The organism is Parasporobacterium paucivorans DSM 15970 (assembly GCF_900141895.1).
GTDB classification, from domain to species: domain Bacteria; phylum Bacillota; class Clostridia; order Lachnospirales; family Lachnospiraceae; genus Parasporobacterium; species Parasporobacterium paucivorans.
In genome coordinates this window covers 18,694-38,577 of the sequence record NZ_FQYT01000023.1, presented here as the reverse complement: position 1 = coordinate 38,577, position 19,884 = coordinate 18,694, and the positions used below count along the sequence as shown (strand labels likewise).

Annotated in this window: 22 protein-coding genes; all 22 read right to left on the bottom strand. The window is 45.3% G+C overall.

Annotated features, from left to right (window positions below):
• Positions 1-94: 94 nt before the first annotated feature.
• The 22 genes from BUA79_RS10240 to argF all read right to left on the bottom strand — a co-directional run bounded on the left by BUA79_RS10240 (position 95) and on the right by argF (position 19,794).
• Positions 95-1,387, bottom strand: coding sequence for a lipopolysaccharide biosynthesis protein (locus BUA79_RS10240; RefSeq protein WP_073994332.1), 1,293 nt, complete (start codon positions 1,385-1,387; stop codon positions 95-97).
• A gap of 177 nt (positions 1,388-1,564) precedes the next feature.
• The gene (gene rfbC / locus BUA79_RS10235; protein WP_073994331.1) at positions 1,565-2,122 is read right to left on the bottom strand and encodes a dTDP-4-dehydrorhamnose 3,5-epimerase; all 558 of its coding nucleotides are present in this window, start codon (positions 2,120-2,122) and stop codon (positions 1,565-1,567) included.
• Positions 2,123-2,144: 22 nt separating this feature from the next.
• Positions 2,145-3,014, bottom strand: a complete 870-nt coding sequence (rfbA, locus tag BUA79_RS10230) for a glucose-1-phosphate thymidylyltransferase RfbA (protein WP_073994330.1) — start codon at positions 3,012-3,014, stop codon at positions 2,145-2,147.
• 66 nt (positions 3,015-3,080) lie between these two features.
• Positions 3,081-4,157 carry a dTDP-glucose 4,6-dehydratase gene (gene rfbB, locus BUA79_RS10225; protein ID WP_073994329.1) on the bottom strand — a complete coding sequence of 359 codons (1,077 nt, stop codon included), beginning with the start codon at positions 4,155-4,157 and terminating at the stop codon, positions 3,081-3,083.
• Between the two features lie 89 nt (positions 4,158-4,246).
• Positions 4,247-5,089 (bottom strand): dTDP-4-dehydrorhamnose reductase, encoded by an 843-nt coding sequence (gene rfbD, locus BUA79_RS10220; protein WP_073994328.1) that lies wholly within the window; start codon positions 5,087-5,089, stop codon positions 4,247-4,249.
• A gap of 38 nt (positions 5,090-5,127) precedes the next feature.
• The gene (locus BUA79_RS10215) at positions 5,128-5,541 is read right to left on the bottom strand and encodes a GtrA family protein (RefSeq protein WP_073994327.1); all 414 of its coding nucleotides are present in this window, start codon (positions 5,539-5,541) and stop codon (positions 5,128-5,130) included.
• Entirely contained in the window at positions 5,531-7,201 is a 1,671-nt protein-coding gene (gene leuA, locus BUA79_RS10210) for a 2-isopropylmalate synthase (RefSeq protein ID WP_073994326.1), read from the bottom strand. The genes BUA79_RS10215 and leuA overlap by 11 nt, the downstream gene beginning before the upstream one ends.
• A gap of 48 nt (positions 7,202-7,249) precedes the next feature.
• A complete protein-coding gene (gene galE, locus BUA79_RS10205) occupies positions 7,250-8,281 on the bottom strand; it encodes a UDP-glucose 4-epimerase GalE (RefSeq protein WP_073994325.1) in 1,032 nt (343 codons plus the stop codon).
• Positions 8,278-9,192 carry a glycosyltransferase family 2 protein gene (locus BUA79_RS10200; RefSeq protein WP_073994324.1) on the bottom strand — a complete coding sequence of 305 codons (915 nt, stop codon included), beginning with the start codon at positions 9,190-9,192 and terminating at the stop codon, positions 8,278-8,280. The genes galE and BUA79_RS10200 overlap by 4 nt, the downstream gene beginning before the upstream one ends.
• Positions 9,189-10,535, bottom strand: a complete 1,347-nt coding sequence (gene glmM, locus BUA79_RS10195) for a phosphoglucosamine mutase (protein ID WP_073994323.1) — start codon at positions 10,533-10,535, stop codon at positions 9,189-9,191. Before glmM ends, BUA79_RS10200 begins: the two co-directional genes overlap by 4 nt.
• A 1-nt stretch (position 10,536) precedes the next feature.
• Positions 10,537-10,806, bottom strand: a complete 270-nt coding sequence (locus BUA79_RS10190; protein ID WP_073994322.1) for an HPr family phosphocarrier protein — start codon at positions 10,804-10,806, stop codon at positions 10,537-10,539.
• A gap of 2 nt (positions 10,807-10,808) precedes the next feature.
• Complete coding sequence (locus BUA79_RS10185) at positions 10,809-12,053, bottom strand: CdaR family protein (RefSeq protein ID WP_073994321.1); 1,245 nt, start codon at positions 12,051-12,053, stop codon at positions 10,809-10,811.
• Entirely contained in the window at positions 12,034-12,912 is an 879-nt protein-coding gene (cdaA, locus tag BUA79_RS10180) for a diadenylate cyclase CdaA (protein ID WP_073994320.1), read from the bottom strand. Before cdaA ends, BUA79_RS10185 begins: the two co-directional genes overlap by 20 nt.
• A 26-nt stretch (positions 12,913-12,938) precedes the next feature.
• The gene (locus BUA79_RS10175; RefSeq protein ID WP_073994319.1) at positions 12,939-13,910 is read right to left on the bottom strand and encodes a hypothetical protein; all 972 of its coding nucleotides are present in this window, start codon (positions 13,908-13,910) and stop codon (positions 12,939-12,941) included.
• Positions 13,888-14,340, bottom strand: coding sequence for a hypothetical protein (locus BUA79_RS10170; RefSeq protein WP_073994318.1), 453 nt, complete (start codon positions 14,338-14,340; stop codon positions 13,888-13,890). Before BUA79_RS10170 ends, BUA79_RS10175 begins: the two co-directional genes overlap by 23 nt.
• Positions 14,341-14,364: 24 nt before the next feature.
• Positions 14,365-15,804 carry a lysine--tRNA ligase gene (gene lysS / locus BUA79_RS10165; protein WP_073994343.1) on the bottom strand — a complete coding sequence of 480 codons (1,440 nt, stop codon included), beginning with the start codon at positions 15,802-15,804 and terminating at the stop codon, positions 14,365-14,367.
• Positions 15,805-15,871: 67 nt separating this feature from the next.
• Positions 15,872-16,354, bottom strand: coding sequence for a transcription elongation factor GreA (gene greA, locus BUA79_RS10160; protein ID WP_073994342.1), 483 nt, complete (start codon positions 16,352-16,354; stop codon positions 15,872-15,874).
• Positions 16,355-16,458: 104 nt separating this feature from the next.
• A complete protein-coding gene (gene dusB, locus BUA79_RS10155) occupies positions 16,459-17,412 on the bottom strand; it encodes a tRNA dihydrouridine synthase DusB (RefSeq protein WP_073994317.1) in 954 nt (317 codons plus the stop codon).
• Positions 17,413-17,420: 8 nt separating this feature from the next.
• Positions 17,421-18,191, bottom strand: coding sequence for a type III pantothenate kinase (locus BUA79_RS10150; protein ID WP_073994316.1), 771 nt, complete (start codon positions 18,189-18,191; stop codon positions 17,421-17,423).
• Positions 18,192-18,209: 18 nt separating this feature from the next.
• Positions 18,210-18,536 carry a DUF6145 family protein gene (locus BUA79_RS10145; RefSeq protein ID WP_073994315.1) on the bottom strand — a complete coding sequence of 109 codons (327 nt, stop codon included), beginning with the start codon at positions 18,534-18,536 and terminating at the stop codon, positions 18,210-18,212.
• Between the two features lie 13 nt (positions 18,537-18,549).
• Positions 18,550-18,834, bottom strand: coding sequence for a DUF6637 family protein (locus tag BUA79_RS10140; RefSeq protein WP_073994314.1), 285 nt, complete (start codon positions 18,832-18,834; stop codon positions 18,550-18,552).
• A gap of 12 nt (positions 18,835-18,846) precedes the next feature.
• Positions 18,847-19,794, bottom strand: coding sequence for an ornithine carbamoyltransferase (gene argF, locus BUA79_RS10135; protein ID WP_073994313.1), 948 nt, complete (start codon positions 19,792-19,794; stop codon positions 18,847-18,849).
• Between the last annotated feature and the right edge of the window lie 90 nt (positions 19,795-19,884).

The following is a 19,884-nucleotide window of genomic DNA, read 5'->3' as shown; positions in this document are numbered from 1 at the left end:
CTTAATAATTCAAATATACTTATAATTCAAACGATACATGACAGACAATCTCCCCGACCAATATTTGTCCACCCCGTAATTCCAAATCTTTCCGTTACTTATTTTCGAAGGACGAACTCCATAACTTTTTCTTTTGATCCGTCTTGTATTCAAACAGGATTAACGTCACAAAAATCAAGCATAAATACATTACTACAATAAAAAAGCTCCATGCTGCACCGTTTATTCCATGCAATTTTACTAACGGTGAAGATGCAAAAAATGCTAAAAGCGCAGCTGAAATATAACCCAGCAAAATGCTTTTTGGTTTACGCATGATGGTGAGAATGTAATACATAAAATACGAAATTGCATTGAACCCACCTGCAAATAACAAGAATACAAGTACACCCCTGTAAGGGCTCAGATCAATATTAACCATAGAAGATAAAACGGGTATTCCAATCATGTATGCACCCATCATACAGATTCCTGTAACGGCAATCACCAATAAAATAACTTTCAATATTTCATGAACAAGTTTTTTTATTTGATAGCTGTTGTAGAGATGTGCAAGTTTAGTTAATACAGGTCTAAAGAAAAATATGGCAAACAAATTAATAACCGAAACTGGCATAAATATTGTCTGATAATATGCTTGATATTCACTCGACATATTTGCATCAATTGCTATTCTAGAAGCGCTTAAAATATATGTCCATAAAAAAGCTCCAATAAACAAGGGAAAGCATGCTTTTATAATCCCCCTTACTTTCGTCCAGCTTATAGCCAACCTCAGACTATGCCATTTGCTTATAATTAGCATATCAAATATGATTACCCCCACCACCGCAGAAACAACTGTAAAAAGCAAAGTGATAATCATGTTCCTAGTTATCCACAGTGAAATAAAAAACACTCCTGAAGACAATATAGTTCTGAATGTCATCGTCTTACCCGCCAAATCAAGTCTACCATCGATTTGGAACATGCCTTCATATAAATCAGCATAAGCATCTAGCATTCTGTAAACACATAGAAGCAATAAAATTATAGCTTTTTCAAAAGTATATCCTTTTTCCAGGACATATATAACACTCACCACCATCATCATAAAGCAGACTATGAGTTTGACCGTATGATATTCTTTGAAACTGTATTTTCTGTTTATGTCAGTCACCTGGTAGGTTCTCAATTCAAAATAGCCAATATACATGAGCATCTGGCTAATTGTGATAGCAATCGCGAAAATCCCTCCAGACTTTTCACCTAGAACCCTTATTACATAAAATGAAAAAAACATGGATACTGCCGAATATAGACCACAACCTATCATATTCCAAATAAAATTCTTTTTATCATCAGTTGTAGTTTGTCCTATTACAATTTTTCTTATAGCTTCAATCATTTTTATTTCCCTTTTCAGCCAAAACTAGCCTTCCAATAGGCGTTTTACCAAATCTATCCATTAGTTTTTCAATTAGTCCCTACAAAATAAAGTCTCCAGCAATTGAAATCGGAATTTTGATTACTGTATTCCATATTTAGGATAAATCATTAGGTATGGGGAAACGTTCCAAACAGGTCAAGCAGTTCTAGTTATAGTATCTATCCCATCCCATTTCTGATCTTTGTCAGAAATGATTAATTCCATGTCTTCCGGGATAGGCCATTTAATACCGATTTTGGGGTCATTCCAGCTCACACCGCCTTCATCATTTGGATGATAAAAATCAGAACATTTATAAACAAATTCAGCAGATTCAGACAGAACAACGAATCCATGTGCGAAGTTTTTTGGAATAAAAAATTGTTTTTTATTTTCGGCAGATAAGATAACACCGAACCATTTGCCGTATGTCTCAGATCCTTTTCTTAAATCAACTGCTACATCAAAAACCTCACCACTTATAACTCTGACCAGCTTATCTTGTGGAAAGTTAATCTGAAAATGGAGTCCTCTCAGTACACCTTTTTTTGACATAGACTGGTTGTCCTGCACAAAGTCAACGTCTATTCCGGCCTCTGCAAAATCATTATAATTATATGTTTCCATAAAATATCCACGTTCATCACCAAAAACAGCAGGCTCAATTACTTTCAAGCCATCGATTTCACATGTCGTAACTGTAATTTTTCCCATTATATCCTCCTTAAAATTTTCTCTACAATCCCTGAGCGATCTCCATTAAGTACTGTCCATACTCAGTTTTTAAAAGAGGCTGGGCAAGTTCAATCAATTGCTCTTTATCAATAAATCCTCTTTTGTAGGCTATTTCTTCTATGCAGGAAATATATAGACCCTGTCTTTTCTGGAACGCCGCAACGAAATCCGAAGCTTCCAAAAGGGCGTCATGATTCCCCGTATCGAGCCATGCAAATCCTCTTCCAAGAGTTTCTACGTGAAGAGTCCCTCTTTTCAGATATTCATTATTGACCGCTGTGATTTCAATCTCACCCCTGGCCGAAGGTTTTATATTCTTGGCAATCTCAACTACGTCATTATCATAGAAATACAACCCTGGTACAGCATAATTTGACTTTGGATTTTCAGGTTTTTCCTCTATAGAGAGAGCTTTACAATTCTCATCAAACTCTACAACGCCATATTCCCTGGGGTCCCTGACATAATATCCGAAAATTGTTGCACCTGTTTCTCTTGCAACTGCGCTTTTGAGCACCTTGGAGAAGCTCTGACCGTAGAAAATGTTATCGCCTAATACCAGTGCGACATTATCGTCACCGATAAATTTTTCACCGATGATAAAGGCATCTGCCAACCCCCTGGGTTCTTCCTGGATTGAATATGAGATTTTTAATCCAAGCTGCTCTCCCGTTCCAAACAATTCCTCAAACACAGGTAAATCCCTAGGAGTAGATATAATCAGTATTTCTCTAATTCCTGCCAACATTAATGTTGACAAGGGATAATAAATCATTGGCTTGTCATAAACCGGCATAATCTGTTTTGATACCGCTTTTGTCAATGGGTACAGCCTGGTACCTGAACCTCCTGCTAATATTATACCTTTCATTTGTACTCTCCTTAATTTTATACATACTTTATGGGAACATGATGAATTATCATGTTCCCATAATCATTATTTATACATTTCTGTATAATATTTCTGATAATCACCACTCGTTACACTCTTCATCCAGTCCTCATGCTCGAAGAACCATTCAATTGTAAGCCTGATACCTTCTTTAAACATAGTTTCCGGGTACCAGCCCATCTCTGCTTTAATCTTATCTGGTGCAATCGCATACCTTCTGTCATGACCTTTTCTATCTTCAACATAGGTAATCAGATCCTTATTAATATGTGCTTTTCTCGGGTCTGAATCAGGGAGCATCTCCTGTAATGTTTCAATTATTATATTAACGATCTCAATATTCTGTTTTTCATTATGTCCGCCGATATTGTAGGTTTCAAACAGTCGTCCCTGTTCCTGCACCATGTCGATTGCTTTTGCATGATCTTCTACATAAAGCCAGTCACGGACATTCTTTCCGTCTCCATAGATTGGGAGCTTCTTCCCTGATAAAGCGTTGTTGATAATCAAAGGAATCAGTTTCTCCGGAAACTGATATGGCCCGTAGTTGTTGCTGCAGTTTGTTATATTAGCCGGAAATTTATAGGTATCCATATAGGATTTTACCAGCATGTCTGAAGATGCCTTGCTTGCTGAATAAGGACTGTGTGGATCATAAGGAGTCGTCTCATAGAAGTATGTGCCTTCCTCTTCCAGTGACCCGTACACTTCATCCGTTGATACATGCAGGAATTTCTTGCCCGGTTTAAAGGAGCCATCTTCCAGCTCCCAAGAGTTTTTTGCACAGTTCAACATTACCAGTGTCCCTAAAACATTGGTCTGTACAAAAACCTCCGGATTTTTGATGCTCCGGTCAACGTGGCTTTCTGCAGCAAAATGAACCACCCTGTCGATTTCATTCTCTGCAAATATCTTTGCGATTGCTTCTTTGTCACATATATCGGCCTTTACAAAAGAGTAGTTTTCCCGATGTTCAATGCTTTTGAGATTTTCAAGATTGCCCGCATAAGTCAGGCAGTCAACATTTATAACGCGGATATCGTTATCATATTTTTTGAACATGTAATGAATATAATTTGACCCGATAAAACCTGCGCCACCTGTTACTAAATATGTTCTCATCGTACATATTCCTCCAAAAATATTTCATTAAATCTGTAATTTATTCATTAACCGATGTATTATAACACCGTTTTTCATTCGTTACAAGTTTATTGTTTATCCATGTACATCTTAAAAGCATCCTGCCAGTTCATAAATTTATATCCGCAGGTAAGATGAAACATATTGTTTTCCAATACAGAATACGCAGGCCTATCAGCAGGAGTTGGATATTCCCTGCTTGTTATACGTTCAACCTTGGTGGTCTTACCTGCCAGCCGAAATATTTCTTCTGCAAAGTCTGCCCAGCTGCAGCTTCCCTCACAAGTTCCATGAAAGATTCCATAGTTATCTGAACGCAAAAGAAAATCTATTGACTTAACCAGTTCATCGGCGCTGGTTGGGGTTCCATACTGGTCACTTACCACCCTCACTGTGTCGTTTGTTTCAGATAAACGAAGCATCGTCTTTACAAAGTTTTTTCCATCCCCGTACAGCCATGCCGTCCGGATGATGAAGAATTTATCTGCGAACTGCCTTACAAAATTTTCCCCTTCAAGTTTTGTCTTACCATATATTCCCTGAGGATTTGGCGTATCAAATTCAATATATGGTTTATCAGTCTTCCCATCAAAAACATAGTCCGTTGAGATGTGTACTATTTTAGCACCTATATCCTTTGCCGCTATGCTTAGGTTTCTAGGTCCAATCGCATTAATCTTGTAGGCGTTGTCTATGTCCGTTTCGCAGGCATCCACTCCGGTATGGGCGGCGCAGTTGATTATTGCATCTGGGTTAACTTCCCTGACCAATTTCAACGTATCCTTGATAGATGTTATATCCAGCTCGGTCACATCCGTATTTACTAACTCTATCCCGGTCTTATTGGCATAGAATTCATTAATTGCTCGGCCAAGCTGCCCATTGCTGCCTGTGACTAATATTTTTTTCATGCTTCTCCTCCGGGATTTTAAATATAATCTCCCATTTTCTAATTTCGTCTTTCCGGTCTGAATGCCCAATGCTTATTCATAAAAAAATTCAGCGGAATGGTAATGATCATAATCAAAAATGGTGCCAGGTACTCGGACAGGCCCCCTGTCTCTACTAATAAATACAGTAAGACGGGAGTGATGACCAGCCCTGAAAAGGCATAGGATAAATAGGTCCTAAGCAGTGCCTTCCATTTGACGCGGCTCTCCCCTTCCTGCTGCCGGAAAACATATCGGTTGTTCCAGTAGAAGGAATTCAGCACGCTGATCAGAAAGCCCAGCACATTTCCCACCTGGTAATGAAGCCCCAGAAGGATGACTATGGCATATACCGCATAGTTTACGAAAGTGTTGCCCAGACCCACGATTCCAAACTTGACAAATTGTATGAAAGCCTTGTATTTACCGTTCATTTTCCAGACGCGCCAGTCGGTTCAGAGCGCTGAACATGGCCCGGACTGATGCCTTGGTGATGTTGGCGCTTACGCCGACTCCAAAGGTGGTTATGCCTGTGGATACGTCCATCATCTGTACGTAGGCGGCAGCTTTCGCCTGGGCGCCTTCGCTTAAGGCATGCTCGGAGAAGTCAAGCAGCTTTACGTCGGTACCGATTTTGCGTTTCAGGGCAGTACGGACTGCATCCACAGGACCGTTGCCGATTCCCTCCGCGACCATTTCTTCTCCCAGGTACTTGAACGTGATGTTTGCCTTGGTATCTTCTTCATTTATATCGGCGACCTGCATCCGTATGAATTCATACGGTGTCTGCAGTGCTAGATATTCCTCGTTAAATTTCTCCATAATGACTTCCGGTGACACTTCGCCTGTCTGTTCCGCAATCTTCTGGATGACATCCGCAAATTCCTTATGCATCGGCTTAGGCAGTTTGTAGCCAAAGTAGGTGTCCATGACAAAGGCTACGCCGCCCTTGCCAGACTGGCTGTTGATGCGCACCACCGGCTCGTATTTGCGTCCCAGGTCGCTTGGATCGATTGGCAGATAGGGCACCGCCCAGATTCCGTCTTCCCTGTCCCGAAGCATGGTAATTCCCTTGCTGATTGCATCCTGATGGGAGCCGGAAAAAGCCGTGAATACAAGCTTGCCTGCATAAGGATGGCGCATGTCCACCGGCATCTTGCAGCATCTTTCATATACATCTATGATTTCATCCACATTTTCCAGGTTCAGCTGCGGATCCACTCCGTGAGAGAACATATTGTAGGCAACGGTCAGGATATCCACGTTTCCGGTTCTCTCACCGTTTCCAAATAAAGTTCCTTCCACACGGTCCGCGCCTGCCATAAGGGAAAGCTCCGTTGCCGCAACGCCGGTTCCCCTGTCGTTGTGGGGATGGACACTGAGGATTACATTTCCACGGTCCTTGAACCGTCTGTCCATCCATTCGATCTGATCCGCATAGACATTCGGGCTGGTCATTTCCACGGTAGCCGGAAGGTTGAAAATAATCTTGTTATCCGGGGTCGGTCCCCAGGCATCCTGAACTGCCGTGCAGACATCCAGCGCAAACTCCAGTTCAGTTCCGGTGAAGCTTTCTGGAGAATATTCCAGCTGAATTCTTCCATCGAAATTCATGGCATATTTCTTGACCAGCTGGGTCCCTTCGATAGCGATTTTCTTGATTTCTTCCTTATCCATCTTGAAGACCACTTCTCTCTGCAGGACGGATGTGGAATTATAGATGTGCACGATGGCGTTCTTTATTCCCTGCAGGGATTCAAACGTCCTTTCAATCAGATGCTCCCTGCACTGGGTAAGCACCTGGATGGTGACATCATCCGGTATCAGCTTCTTGTGAACCAGTTCACGCAGGAAATCATACTCTATCTGGGATGCGGATGGAAATCCGATTTCTATTTCTTTAAAGCCTAGCTTAACAAGGAGATTGAATAGTTCCACTTTCTCTTCCACCAGCATGGGTTCAATTAGGGCCTGATTGCCATCCCGCAGGTCGACGCTGCACCAGATCGGAGCTTTGGTTATTTCCCTGTTCGGCCACTGTCTGTCAGGAAGGTCGATTGTGATTCCTTTTTGGTACTTCTGATAGTTTCTCATAGACATTCTCCTTACATATTTCAATGCATTTTCCAAGAATTATACCATTTACTTTTCTGTATTGCAAGGCGTTGCGTACCCGTCCGGATTTTTGCTTTGCCATCTCCACGTATCCTCGCACATTTTTCCGATGGAATATTCCGCTTTCCATCCCAGTTCTTTCCAGGCCTTCTCGGGATCCGCATAGCAGACGCCGATATCTCCGGGACGTCTTGGGGCAATCCGGTAAGGCACTTCTTTCCCGCAGGCCTTCGAGAAGCTTGCGATGACCTCCAGCACGCTGTATCCCGTGCCTGTTCCCAGGTTATATACTTTTAGCCCCGGATTCTCGTCCAGCTTCCCGATGGCGCGGATATGGCCTCTGGCCAGGTCCACCACGTGGATGTAATCCCGGACGCCCGTTCCATCCTTCGTGTCGTAATCGTTGCCGAATACGTTGACCACCGGCAGCTTTCCGACGGCCACCTTTGCTACATAGGGAAGTAGGTTGTTGGGGATTCCGTTGGGATCTTCCCCGATCCGCCCGCTCTCATGGGCTCCAATCGGGTTGAAGTACCGGAGAAGGATGATGTTCCACTGTTTATCTGCATTCTGGATGTCTGTCAGGATATTTTCAATCATCAGCTTGGTGGAGCCGTATGGGTTTGTTGTGGATAGCGGAAAATCTTCCCGGATGGGAACCGACTTCGGATTCCCGTAAACAGTGGCAGAGGAGCTGAACACCATATTCTTTACCCCGTATTCCCGCATGACTTCACACAGAACCAGGGTTCCGGTGATATTATTCATATAGTATTCCAGTGGCTTCTCTACGGATTCGCCCACTGCCTTCAATCCGGCAAAGTGGATTACGGCATCTATCTTATTTTCGGTGAATACCCTCTGTAAATCTGTTCTGCTGCAGATATCCCCTTTATAGAACCGGAGTTTCTTTCCGGCAATCTCCTCTACCCGGTTTATGGACTCCTTCGATGAATTGCTCAGGTTATCCAATACGATCACTTCGTATCCGTCATTAAGCAGTTCCACGCAGGTATGGCTCCCGATATAGCCTGCGCCTCCTGTTACCAGTATTGTCATAGCATTTCCTCCCAATATTGTTTATTCATGGAGCATTTTATCACGAGCCCTTTGGGAAGGCTGTCATATTTTTTCCCCAGTCTGTAACCTATATATTTCCATGCACTGTCCCACACCAGCCCCGGAATCAGCCGGGTCTTGCGTATGGAGATAAGGTGCTTCATGGTGTTTTTTACCAGGCGGATTCCCTCGCCCTCTGTTTTGATGCCTTCAAACACTTCCCGGTATTCCCTGTGGGACACGCCCAGGTCAAAGTTTCGCCGGAAATATTCCATGGCGCCATAATTGTGGGAATGGATCACCCTGGCTTTGGACGCATAATATACCTTATATCCATTTTTCAGGGCCTTGGCAGCGTACAAGGCGTCCTCGTTGAAGATGGTCCTTGGCACGAAACCGCCCAGGCTTTTATAGCTGCTTACCCGGTAGGCTGCGCATACATCAGAACAGAAATAGGCCTTTATTCCCAGTCTGGGAATGTCTTCCTTTGTTTTCATCATATCCTGAGCCGGATAGTTGAAGGACCGGGTGTAACTTTCCACCGGGTTGCAGTCCTCCCTGGGCAGCTGTCTCCCGTAGGTGAGGACGACCTCCTCATCCGCAAAAGGTTTTATCAGCTCCTCGATAAGCCTGTCATCCGCCGGGATGGCGTCCTGGGTCATCAGTATGACATACTCAGCCCCGGACATCCGGATTGCCATATTCCTGGTAGCTGCATGATCAAACTCCGACTGGGAGATATGGTGCACTTTGACATTAGAAAAACCTGCATAGTCTGTTTCCTGCAGGCATTTCTCGTCTGTATTGATGATAAATATATTATCCGGCCGTATCGTCTGCCGGTTGAGTGCTTCCAGCAATATGCCAAGAGCTTTTCCTGGTTTATATGTGGGTATGATTACGTCTGTCATAATGATTCATATCCCTTTTTCCTGATTACGTCTGTCACTTTCTCTATGGATTCATTGCACAGTTCTTCGCTGCCGGCTTCTGCCATCACCCGGATCAGGGATTCTGTACCGCTGGATCTCAGAAGGATCCTGCCGTCACCCGCCAGGTCTTCCTCCGCCTGCTTCGCGGCGGCCAGCACGTCGGCGTCGTTCATTACCAGATTCTTGTCCTTTACCCGGATGTTCTTGAGTATCTGCGGGTAAAGTTTGAGATCCTGTGTCAATGTTCCCAAGGTGGACTTGCCTTCAATTACGGCCTCCATTATTTTCAGGGAAGTCAGTATGCCGTCTCCGGTGGTGGCGTGCTTCAGAAAAATCACATGTCCGGACTGCTCTCCGCCTAGACTGTAGCCGTTGCTCACCATGTTTTCGGTGACATATTTGTCGCCCACCCCGGTCTGTTCGTAGCTGATTCCGGCTTTGTCAAAAGCCTTGTATAATCCTATGTTCGACATTATGGTGGTTACAACCGTGTTTTTCTCCAGCTGGCCACGGTCCTTCATGTGTTTTCCGCATACGTACAGGATGGCGTCCCCGTCCACGACCTTGCCGTGTTCATCCACCGCCAGGCAACGGTCCGCATCCCCGTCATAGGCAAATCCGATATCCAGCTGATTCTCCACCACAAATTTCTGCAATGGTTCCATATGGGTGGATCCACAGTCCCTGTTGATGTTGGTTCCGTCCGGTTCGCAGTGGATCACATAGGTTTTCGCACCCAATGCGTCAAATACACTCTTGGCGATCGCAGAGGCGCTGCCATTGGAGCAGTCCAGTCCTACCTTCATATTTTTGAAGGATCTGGTGGCCAGGGAAATCAGATATCCGATGTACCGGTTTCTCCCCGCGGTATAATCGATGGTTCTTCCGATTTCTTCCCTGGTAGCATAGGGAAGAGTCTCCTTCTCTGAATCAATATAGGCTTCAATCTTATTTTCAATCTCTGCCTCGATTTTTTGTCCGGCTCCATTGATCAGCTTGAGTCCATTGTCGTAGTACGGGTTATGGCTGGCCGAGATCATGATGCCGCAGTCAAACCCTTCCGTGCGGACCACATAGGAGACACTGGGCGTGGTAGTTACGTGCAGAAGGTAAGCCTCCGCTCCAGATGCGGTCAGACCGGCTGCCAGAGCGTATTCCAGCATGTAGCTGCTTCTCCTGGTGTCCTTTCCAATGACTATCCTGGCCTTTTCACCATTTCCAAAATAGGCTCCCAGAAAACGGCCAACCTTAAAGGCTTTCTCCGCCGTCAACTCCACATTTGCTTCTCCCCTGAATCCGTCCGTTCCAAAATATTTGCCCATATTACTTTTCTCCCAATCCATTTTTTATCAAGTCAGATATTGCAAGGAAGGCCTCTTCTTCATCAGGCCCTTCGCAGATTAATTCTATGTCATCGCCGCACTTTGCGCATGCACCCAGGACGCTCAGGATGCTCTTCGCATTGATGGTATTTCCTTCCGCACAGCAGATTTCAATCCTGGACAGGAATCTCGTGGCCGTGTGGCATAGCAGTCCCGCCGGGGCAAGATCCAGTCCGGATGGGTTTGTTATGTCTAATCTTTCCCTAATCATTCTCATCCTCCCTGAGTCAGTTCCACCGTTATATCCACGGCCTTCTCCATTGTCACCCCGGCTGGCAGGTTCAGTTTCAGATTTACCTCATTTGCTCCTGCCTTGGCGGCAGACAGATCCAGATAGCCGGTCAGCCCGCTCTTGCTCAGCTGGTCCAGGGTTGTGGCAGTCCCCTGCAGGGATGCCTGGATGGAAGATGTGGTAATCTTTGCCGTATATCCGGCAGGTGTATTCTGCAGGGTTATAGCCGATGGATCCAGCGTAAAGATCTGACTGACAGGTCCCTGAATCACAGCCGTCACATTTATCATCTTCTGGTTTTCATCCTGCAGCATCACCCCTGCAGGAAGATACTGGCTTATATCTATCTGAACCGTAACGTTTTCCCTGGCACCCTCTATGTTTATAGGTGTTCCAGAAATCACCAGGCTTGCCAGTCCATCCAGACTCTCCTGGAGTCCATGGACACTGACGGATGTCGGTTCATAATCCAGTTCCAGGAATGCATATCCTTCTGCAGGCGTTCCGACTGTCTGGAAGACAAGGGGTACTTCTTTAATGCGGTGCATAATGACTTTTGCGGATATCCGGCTGCTGCTTATGGTTACATTGTCGCTGTAATCTATGGTTACCCCGTCCGCCGTTTTAAGGACCGGTTCCTCATAGGTCGTAAACTCTGCATTTTTACCAGTCGTATCTATATTGATTTCGACGCTGGAAATAGTCTTAAGGATGGATTCCGGTGCAGATACAACCACGGAAGGAACGGATAGTTCCTGGGTACCCACAGCAAAACCTTCTTCCGGGTTCCCGCTGTAAGTGACTGTCACATTCATCTCTTTGGTCTGGATGCTTTCCAGCTGGATGCTCATTACGCTTGAATTCCTTAAGAACTCGATCTTGCTCGAATATTTAGCATTTTCATCCGTCAGCTCCACAGTAGCATACACGGAGTTGGTGATGGACATTTCTGAAAAGTCTGCCGTGGCCGTAAAATCGGTCTTATCCAGATTATCCAGTATGGAACGGGGACCCTTCACACGGACCGTGGCGGTCTCCCCGGATGTCACCGTGTAGACATAATCATGTGCGGTAATGGAATCTTCGTTTAGTATTGTAATCGGAATCCCCGTTATGGTCTTCGTAACGGAAGGATCGTCAATATTCACAACCACCAGCCAGAGGATAACCGCAAACACAATGGACAGCAGCTTAATACCGATATTGTTAGTCAGGAGTTTTCTCATGGCCTCTTCTTCCCTTCCAGAATCTGAAACGTTTCACGTCAATAGACTTGTTCTGCACATAAACCAGTTTCTTTTTCAGGCTCTCCCCGTCCAGATCGCGCAGCAGCTTTCCGCCCAGTGTAATGGAAATTTTGCCGGTCTCCTCCGAAACCACGATGGTAAGAGCGTCCGTTGCCTCGCTGATTCCCACAGCAGCCCGGTGACGGGTTCCCAGCTCCTTGCTGAGCTCCATGTTATCCGACAGAGGAAGGTAACAGGTCGCAGACGCGATCCGGTCTCCCCGGATAATAACCGCCCCATCATGAAGCGGAGTATTATGTTCGAAAATATTGACCAGAAGCTGGCTGCTCAGTGCTGCATCTATGGTGATTCCGGTACGTTCATAATCCGTCAGGATTACCTCCTGCTCAATGACTATAAGCGCCCCCGTCTTATCCCTGCTCATTTCCAGGACAGCCTTTACGATTTCGTTCACGGTAATGTCCTTAAACCTCTGGCTTACATTTTTGGATTCATCGCCGGGAAACAGAGTACCGAATATATTTTTCCGGCCCAGCTGCTCCAGGACCTTCCTAAGCTCCGGCTGGAAAACGATTATAATGGCAATGACGCCCACATTAAACGTTTTTTCCGCAATCCAGAGAATGGTCGTCAGATTAAAAATTAAGGCCAAGAGCGTGAAAATAAGGACAACTGCGATACCCTTAACCAGCGTCCACGCCTTGGTCCTTTTTATCCATATAATAAATTCATAAAACAAAAATGAAATTATGACAATTTCAACAATATCCGTTACAGATATAGAAGGAAATGCAAAATATTTTTCAAAAAAATATGTGATTGCGTTAAATATTTCCATCGGTTATCCTTCTTCCTTTAATGCTGCTACCGCTTGTTTCTTCCTTTGATTCTCTGTACATTGATTCTCTGTACATTGATCCTCTTGACGTTTACCTTCTGGGCGCCCAGGGATACCTTGGGAACAGCCTTTACATAGTAAATGAAATCCTCGTCTTCAAACTGGGTGTATTCTGTCCTGGAATAATCTACAGAAAACACCACCGCCTGTATCACATACCCCACACCGACAGCTACGATGGAGCCCACTATTACTGCCGCAATTGAAATCTGTTTTGACAATCCAAGGGCAATATAGCCTCCCAGCATGATGATGACATTTGCAAGCCCGCCTGCGGACACAGCAACCAGAGGAGCGTAATTCACCGACATTCTCCGGATGGCATAAACTACCGTCAGGGCGGCTGCAAGGGCGATAACGGTCAGGTAAAACACCTGGTTGGAAAATACCGCATCGAACAGCATCGTCATCTTCGTGACTCCTGAGCCGGAAGAAAGGCTGTTGAGAAGAGAGGCACTTTCCGAGGCGTACTGCAGCATAAAATATATGATTGCCCCGAATATGGTAGGAATAATCGTAACCGGTGTGGCCACACATCCCAGAATAAGGGGTACTACCAGCGGTATCTTGAGAAAGAACAGGACTGGAAGCAGCATTACAGCCAGGCTGTATTGAAACGTGTACCGGAAATACATAAGATACATTACTATAAAAATCAGTATGGCGGCCAGGGCAACCTCAGGCGCGAGTGCATAAAAGTGCGCAAGGATCACCAGCAGAATCACCAGCAGATCTATATTCATTGGTAAAAACGCGCATACGATGGCAACCACCACTATTATAAGCGGATTGGAAAATATTGAACTGAACCCGGCAAAAAAGCTGATAACAAAAAGTGAACAAAGCACCAACAGAAAACGGAGCCCCATTGTCACATATCTTTCATGTCTGTTGTATATCTGCTTGGCAAGTTCCTTAATCATTAAAATTTTCGCCATCAATGTCGTACCCTCCCATAAGCTTTTCTTTCTTTGCCTTTTCTTCCTTATTGTTTATCTTATGGAGTTCTTTAAGATTTTCGTTATAAGAAATCAACTCGCTCTTTATGTCCACATACTTCTTTGTAAATAAATAATACGATAAAACCATATAAAAAATCAACAATATTACGAAAATTACCGCAGCTTTCACGCCCATGGACACAATGTTCAGGTTCGTCAGGTTCTGCATCAGATAATCCACTTTCACTATCACCCAAATAAGCAACAACAGCAGAAAGCTTATTGTTGCCGCAATGGCTGATGCTATGACATGCAGAGTGACAAAGTCAGCCCTGTAATACTTATTCGCCCGAAAGGCGGCACTGCCTTTTTTCTGTTCATATAAAGCTAATTTTGTCATTAGTTTTATTTTCTCTTCATTAAGCATGGTCATCCCTCCCGGAATTACGGTCTACTCTTTTGTCTTCATGGTCGGGAAGAGAAGCACATCCCTGATTGCGTCAGAATCCGTAAACAGCATGACAAGACGGTCAATTCCGATTCCGATTCCGCCTGTCGGAGGCATGCCGATTTCCATGGCGTTAAGGAAATCCTCATCCACGCTGTTTGCTTCCTCGTCCCCCTGGGCCTTCAATTCTTCCTGGGCTTCAAACCTTTCCCTCTGGTCAATCGGGTCATTCAGTTCTGAGAATGCATTTGCCATCTCCCGGCCTGTGATGTAAAGCTCGAATCTTTCGGTGTATTCCGGATCTCCCGGCTTTTTCATGGCCAGTGGGGATGTTTCCACCGGATGATCCAGTATGAATGTAGGCTGGATCAGCTTATCCTCTACAAATTCATCAAACAGAATGTTGAGGATATCTCCTTTTTTATGTCTTTTTTCGTAGTGTACGTTGTTTTTGTCGGCCAGGGCTTTTGCTTCTTCCTCGGTCTTTATCCCGCTGAAATCAATACCTGAGTATTTCTTTAAAGCTTCCGCCATGGTAAGGCGTTCAAAAGGCTGGGATAAGTCGATTTCCGTGCCCTGATAGCTGATAACCATTGAGCCCAGGACGTTTTGTGCCACGGCCCTGAAAAGGTTCTCGCACAGATCCATCATGCCGTAATAGTCGGTATAAGCCTGGTATAATTCAAGAAGTGTGAACTCCGGGTTATGTCTCGTGGAGAGTCCTTCATTTCTGAATACCCTTCCGATTTCATAAACCTTTTCCAGTCCTCCGATAATCAGTCGTTTCAGATATAATTCAAGAGAGATGCGCAGATGCACATCTTCATCCAATGCGTTGTAATGGGTCAGGAACGGTTTTGCGGCCGCTCCGCCGGCATTCTGCACCAGAATCGGCGTCTCTACTTCCATAAATCCCTGCGCATCCAGGTGTTTCCTGATTTCGGTGATGATTTTCGAACGGCGGATAAAGGTCTCTTTGACCTCCTGGTTCATTATCAGATCCACGTGCCTCTGTCTGTAACGTATATCCGTATTGGTCAGGCCATGGAATTTCTCCGGCAGAATCTGAAGGCTCTTTGAAAGAAGAACGATTTCTTCTGCGTGGATGGAGATTTCTTCCGTCTTGGTCTTGAAAACCTTTCCTTTAACGCCGATGATATCGCCGATATCATATTTTTTGAAGTCAGCATAGGAATCCTGTCCGATACAGTCTCTTGCCACGTACAGCTGTATGGTTCCCTGCACGTCCTGAACGTTGGTAAAGGATGCCTTTCCCATGATTCTTTTGGACATGATTCTTCCGGCTATGCTTACTTCCGCATCCGCAAGGGTGTCAAAATTCCCCTTGATATCCTGGCTGTGGTGGCTTACATCGTATTTCATTATTTCAAAAGGGTTTTTTCCCTCTGCGATAAATTCTGATAATTTGTTTCTGCGGACCATCAGCAGTTCGCTGAGCTCCTGCTGCTTAGTTTCGTTATTTTCCTGTGCTGACAAAATTTTCACTCCTTTATTTTACCCGCTGTATATCGAGTACTTTATATCTCAAGGTTCCTGCCTGAGTCTCCACGTCCACCACCTGGCCGACTTTTTTACCGATAAGGGCTTTCCCTACCGGTGATTCATTGGAGATTTTACGCTGTATGCTGTTGGCTTCTGTTGATCCGACGATTCTGAAAATTACTTCTTCCTGGTCAATTTTGTCCAGAAGTTTTACCATGCATCCGATGTTGATTTTACCGAGATCCACTTCGTCCTCGTCAACCACTTCGGCATTTTTGAGGATTTTCTCGAGTTCCTCGATTCTTGTCTCGATATCTCTCTGCTCGTCCTTTGCAGCATCGTATTCTGCATTCTCGGAAAGATCGCCCTGCTCCCTGGCTTCCTTGATTTTCTCCGCTACCTGCTTACGTTTTACCACTTTCAGATCCTGCAGTTCGCCCTCCAGTCTCGTGAGTCCCTCATACGTCAATATATTTTTCTTCTCTATCATGTTCATACATCCTTCCCTATTATATATTATCCCGCACATATTGTTTTTTTCATTAAAAAAACAAGCGCAGACGGTTCTGCAACTTTCAGAGTATTATAATATACTCAATGTATTATGTCAAGAATCCCAACCAGCTCCTCGAAGGTCTCGACTGCGTTTACCTGGCTTCTGAGTCTTGCGGAATGGGGAAATCCGGCAACATACCAGGTCATGTGCTTGCGCATCTCCCGGATTCCGATATATTCGCCCTTATACGCAACCTGCATCCGCGCATGGCGCAGAATGGTGTCTTTGACCTCTTCCAGGGAAGGTTTTTCCGGCTCCGTGCCCGTTTCCAGATATTGCCTGATCTGGGAGAATACCCATGGATTTCCTTTTGCCGCCCTGCCGATCATGATTCCGTCGCATCCGGTGACTTCCTGTATTTTCCGCGCGGAAGCCCCGTCCCGGACGTCTCCGTTGGCGATAACGGGAATGGAAACCGCCTCTTTTACCTGCCGGATAATTTCCCAGTCTGCCTCCCCCGAATAGAACTGCGTCCGGGTCCTGCCGTGGACCGCAACCGCCGAGGCACCTGCACCTTCAGCGATTTGGGCGATTTCCACTGCGTTTATGTTCTCATCATCAAAGCCCTTGCGGATTTTCACCGTGACCGGTTTGGAAACGGCACGCACCATGGCTGATACGATTTCCCCCACAAGCTTCGGGTCCTTCATCAGGGCCGAGCCCTCCTGGTTGTTTACGATTTTGGAAACCGGGCAGCCCATGTTGATGTCAAAAAGCTCGAAGCTGTCATCCTCAATCAGAGCCGCAGCCCTGGCCATGATTTCCGGTTCTGATCCAAATAGCTGGATTCCCAGGGGACTGTCATTTTCGTTTGTCTTAATGAGCTCTATTGTTCTTTTGTTTTCATATACAATGGCCTTGGCGCTTACCATTTCCGTACAGGAAAAGCCGCAGCCCTGTTCCCTGCACAGCTGGCGGAAGGATAGATCCGTTACGCCAGCCATGGGCCCCAGGAATAGATTGTTCTTTACTTCTAAATTGCCTATCTTCATATCCGCTCTTATTTCTTGTTTTTATTATAGATGAGACGCAGGCCATGTAAGGTCAGGCCGCTGTCATATATATCGATTTTATTGGTTGCATCCGCGATTATTTTTCCAAGTCCGCCGGTGGCCACCGTTTTTATCCCCGGTATGCCGGCCTCTTCCTTGATTTTGTCTATGATGTATTCCGTCTGGCCGATGCACCCGTACACAAGGCCTGCCTGTATGCTGGTCACCGTATCCTTTGCCATGATGGAAGTAGGTTTTTTTATCTCGATTTCCGGTATCTGCGCCGCATTCTGCCACAGAGCCTGGGCGGCCGTTCGGATGCCCGGACAGGTTATTCCGGTCGCGAAGGTTCCGTCTGCTGTTACGAAATCATAGGTTGTCGCGGTGCCAAAGTCCACCACGATGAGAGGCCCTCCGTATATCTCGTAGGCCCCAACCACATCCGCGATTCGGTCCGCCCCGATTTCATGCGGATTCGCACTGGTCAGTTTGATGCCGGTCTTTGTCCCCGGTCCCAGGATCAGCGGTTTGGTCTTCAGATAATGGGTAATCCCATTGTTCAGAGAATGCATGATGTTTGGAACGACAGAGGCGATGACGACACTGTCAATCTTTGTTGCATCAATTTTATTATGGGCAAGCAGGTCCAGCATCAGCAGACCATATTCATCCGAGGTTCTTGGGATTTTGGTTGTCAGCCGGAAAGATGCGACCATCTTTTCTTTTTCAAATACCGCAATCGTTATATTTGTATTCCCTGCATCTATCGCCAGCAGCATATCTTATTCCTCCACAAATCATTCAGCATCCCGGAAAAAAACCCGGTTAAATTCTTCCAGGGACTCGAAAAGTTCCTGTTTTTCCTGTTGCAGTTGCTTTATTTTCAATTCACAGCCAATCTCATCGAAGAACAGATCTTCTTCATCAAAGTTGACCTGAAACTGCAGGCTGCCTTTCTTATCAAACTCCAACGTCAGTATCCCGCCGATATCCTCCGTGAAGGTAACGCACATAATTTTGAGTTCGTCCCTTACAATCTGCGGCAGCAATGCGTAATCCTCGTTAAAGTAATATTTCTTTTCATAAAAATTCGATGCGCAGAGCACCACATTTTCCCTGTTCATGATTGTTCCTCCATCAGACTGCAATAAATCCTAAAAATGTGACGCAAAGAAGAAATGCGCTGATCACAAGCTGGATTATATATCTTCCTTTATTGTCATTGAGCCAGGCTCTGAAGGCGATTGAGAGATTCAGCACAAACGCCATCAGAAAGAGTACGGGAAAAAGCGCCTTATTTCCGCTGATATTAACAAATATAAATATCCCCAGTACTATGATCACTACGCTCAGAACTATATTCACCAAATCCAGCACGTTAAAGATTTTCCGGACCAGTCTGATATTCCTCTTAATATTCATGGTGTCCCACCGTTATCTTCCCAAAGTCGCTACCATAACTGCCTTAATAGTATGCATGCGGTTTTCAGCCTCATCGAAAACTACGGATTTCTCTGATTCAAATACTTCTTCCGTAACTTCGTTTCCTTTTACAGCAGGCAGGCAATGCATGAAAATCGTTTCCTTCTTGCCGGTCATTTCCATCAGTTCCCGGTTTACCTGGTACGGCTGCAGAAGCCCGATTCTTTCCGCTGCCTTGTCCTCTTCACCCATGGAAGTCCAAACGTCCGTATAGATTGCATCTGCGTCCTTCACGGCAGACACTTCATCCGTGACAAGGATCTGGGCTCCGGATTCCTGGGCATATTCCTTGGCAACATCCACGATATCCTGGGTCGGCCACAGCTCCTTAGGCGCAATGATTGTGATGTTTACGCCCATTTTTCCGGATCCGATCAGCATGCTGTTGGCCATATTGTTTCTTCCGTCGCCTATATACACCAGGTTGAGCCCCTTCAGATGCCCGAAGTTTTCCATCAAGGTCAGAAAATCCGCCAGAATCTGGGTAGGGTGGTATGTGTCCGTCAGGCCGTTCCATACAGGCACACCGCTGTATTTTGCAAGTTTTTCAACGGTTTCATGGGAAAATCCCCTGAATTCAATACCGTCAAACATTCTTCCGAGAACTCTGGCTGTATCTTCCACGCTTTCCTTGTGTCCAAGCTGGATATCGTCTTTTCCCAGGTATTCCGGATGGGCTCCCTCGTCGATGCAGGCAACCGTAAAGGCACATCTGGTTCTGGTAGAAGGCTTTTCAAAAAGCAGGGCCACATTCTTTCCCTGCAGAGTGGTTCCCGTTATTCCCTTTTTCTTCTTCGCCTTCAGGTTTGCAGCCAGATCCAGCATATATTGGATCTCATCCGGCGTAAAATCTTTCAGTGTCAGAAAACTGCGTCCTTTTAAGTTTTTTCTTGTGTCCATGTTGGTATTCCTCCTACTCACTATTTCAACGTTGTGAAAGAATGGCTTATACCCCGCCGGATATAAAACCATTCTTTCACGGATCTGGTA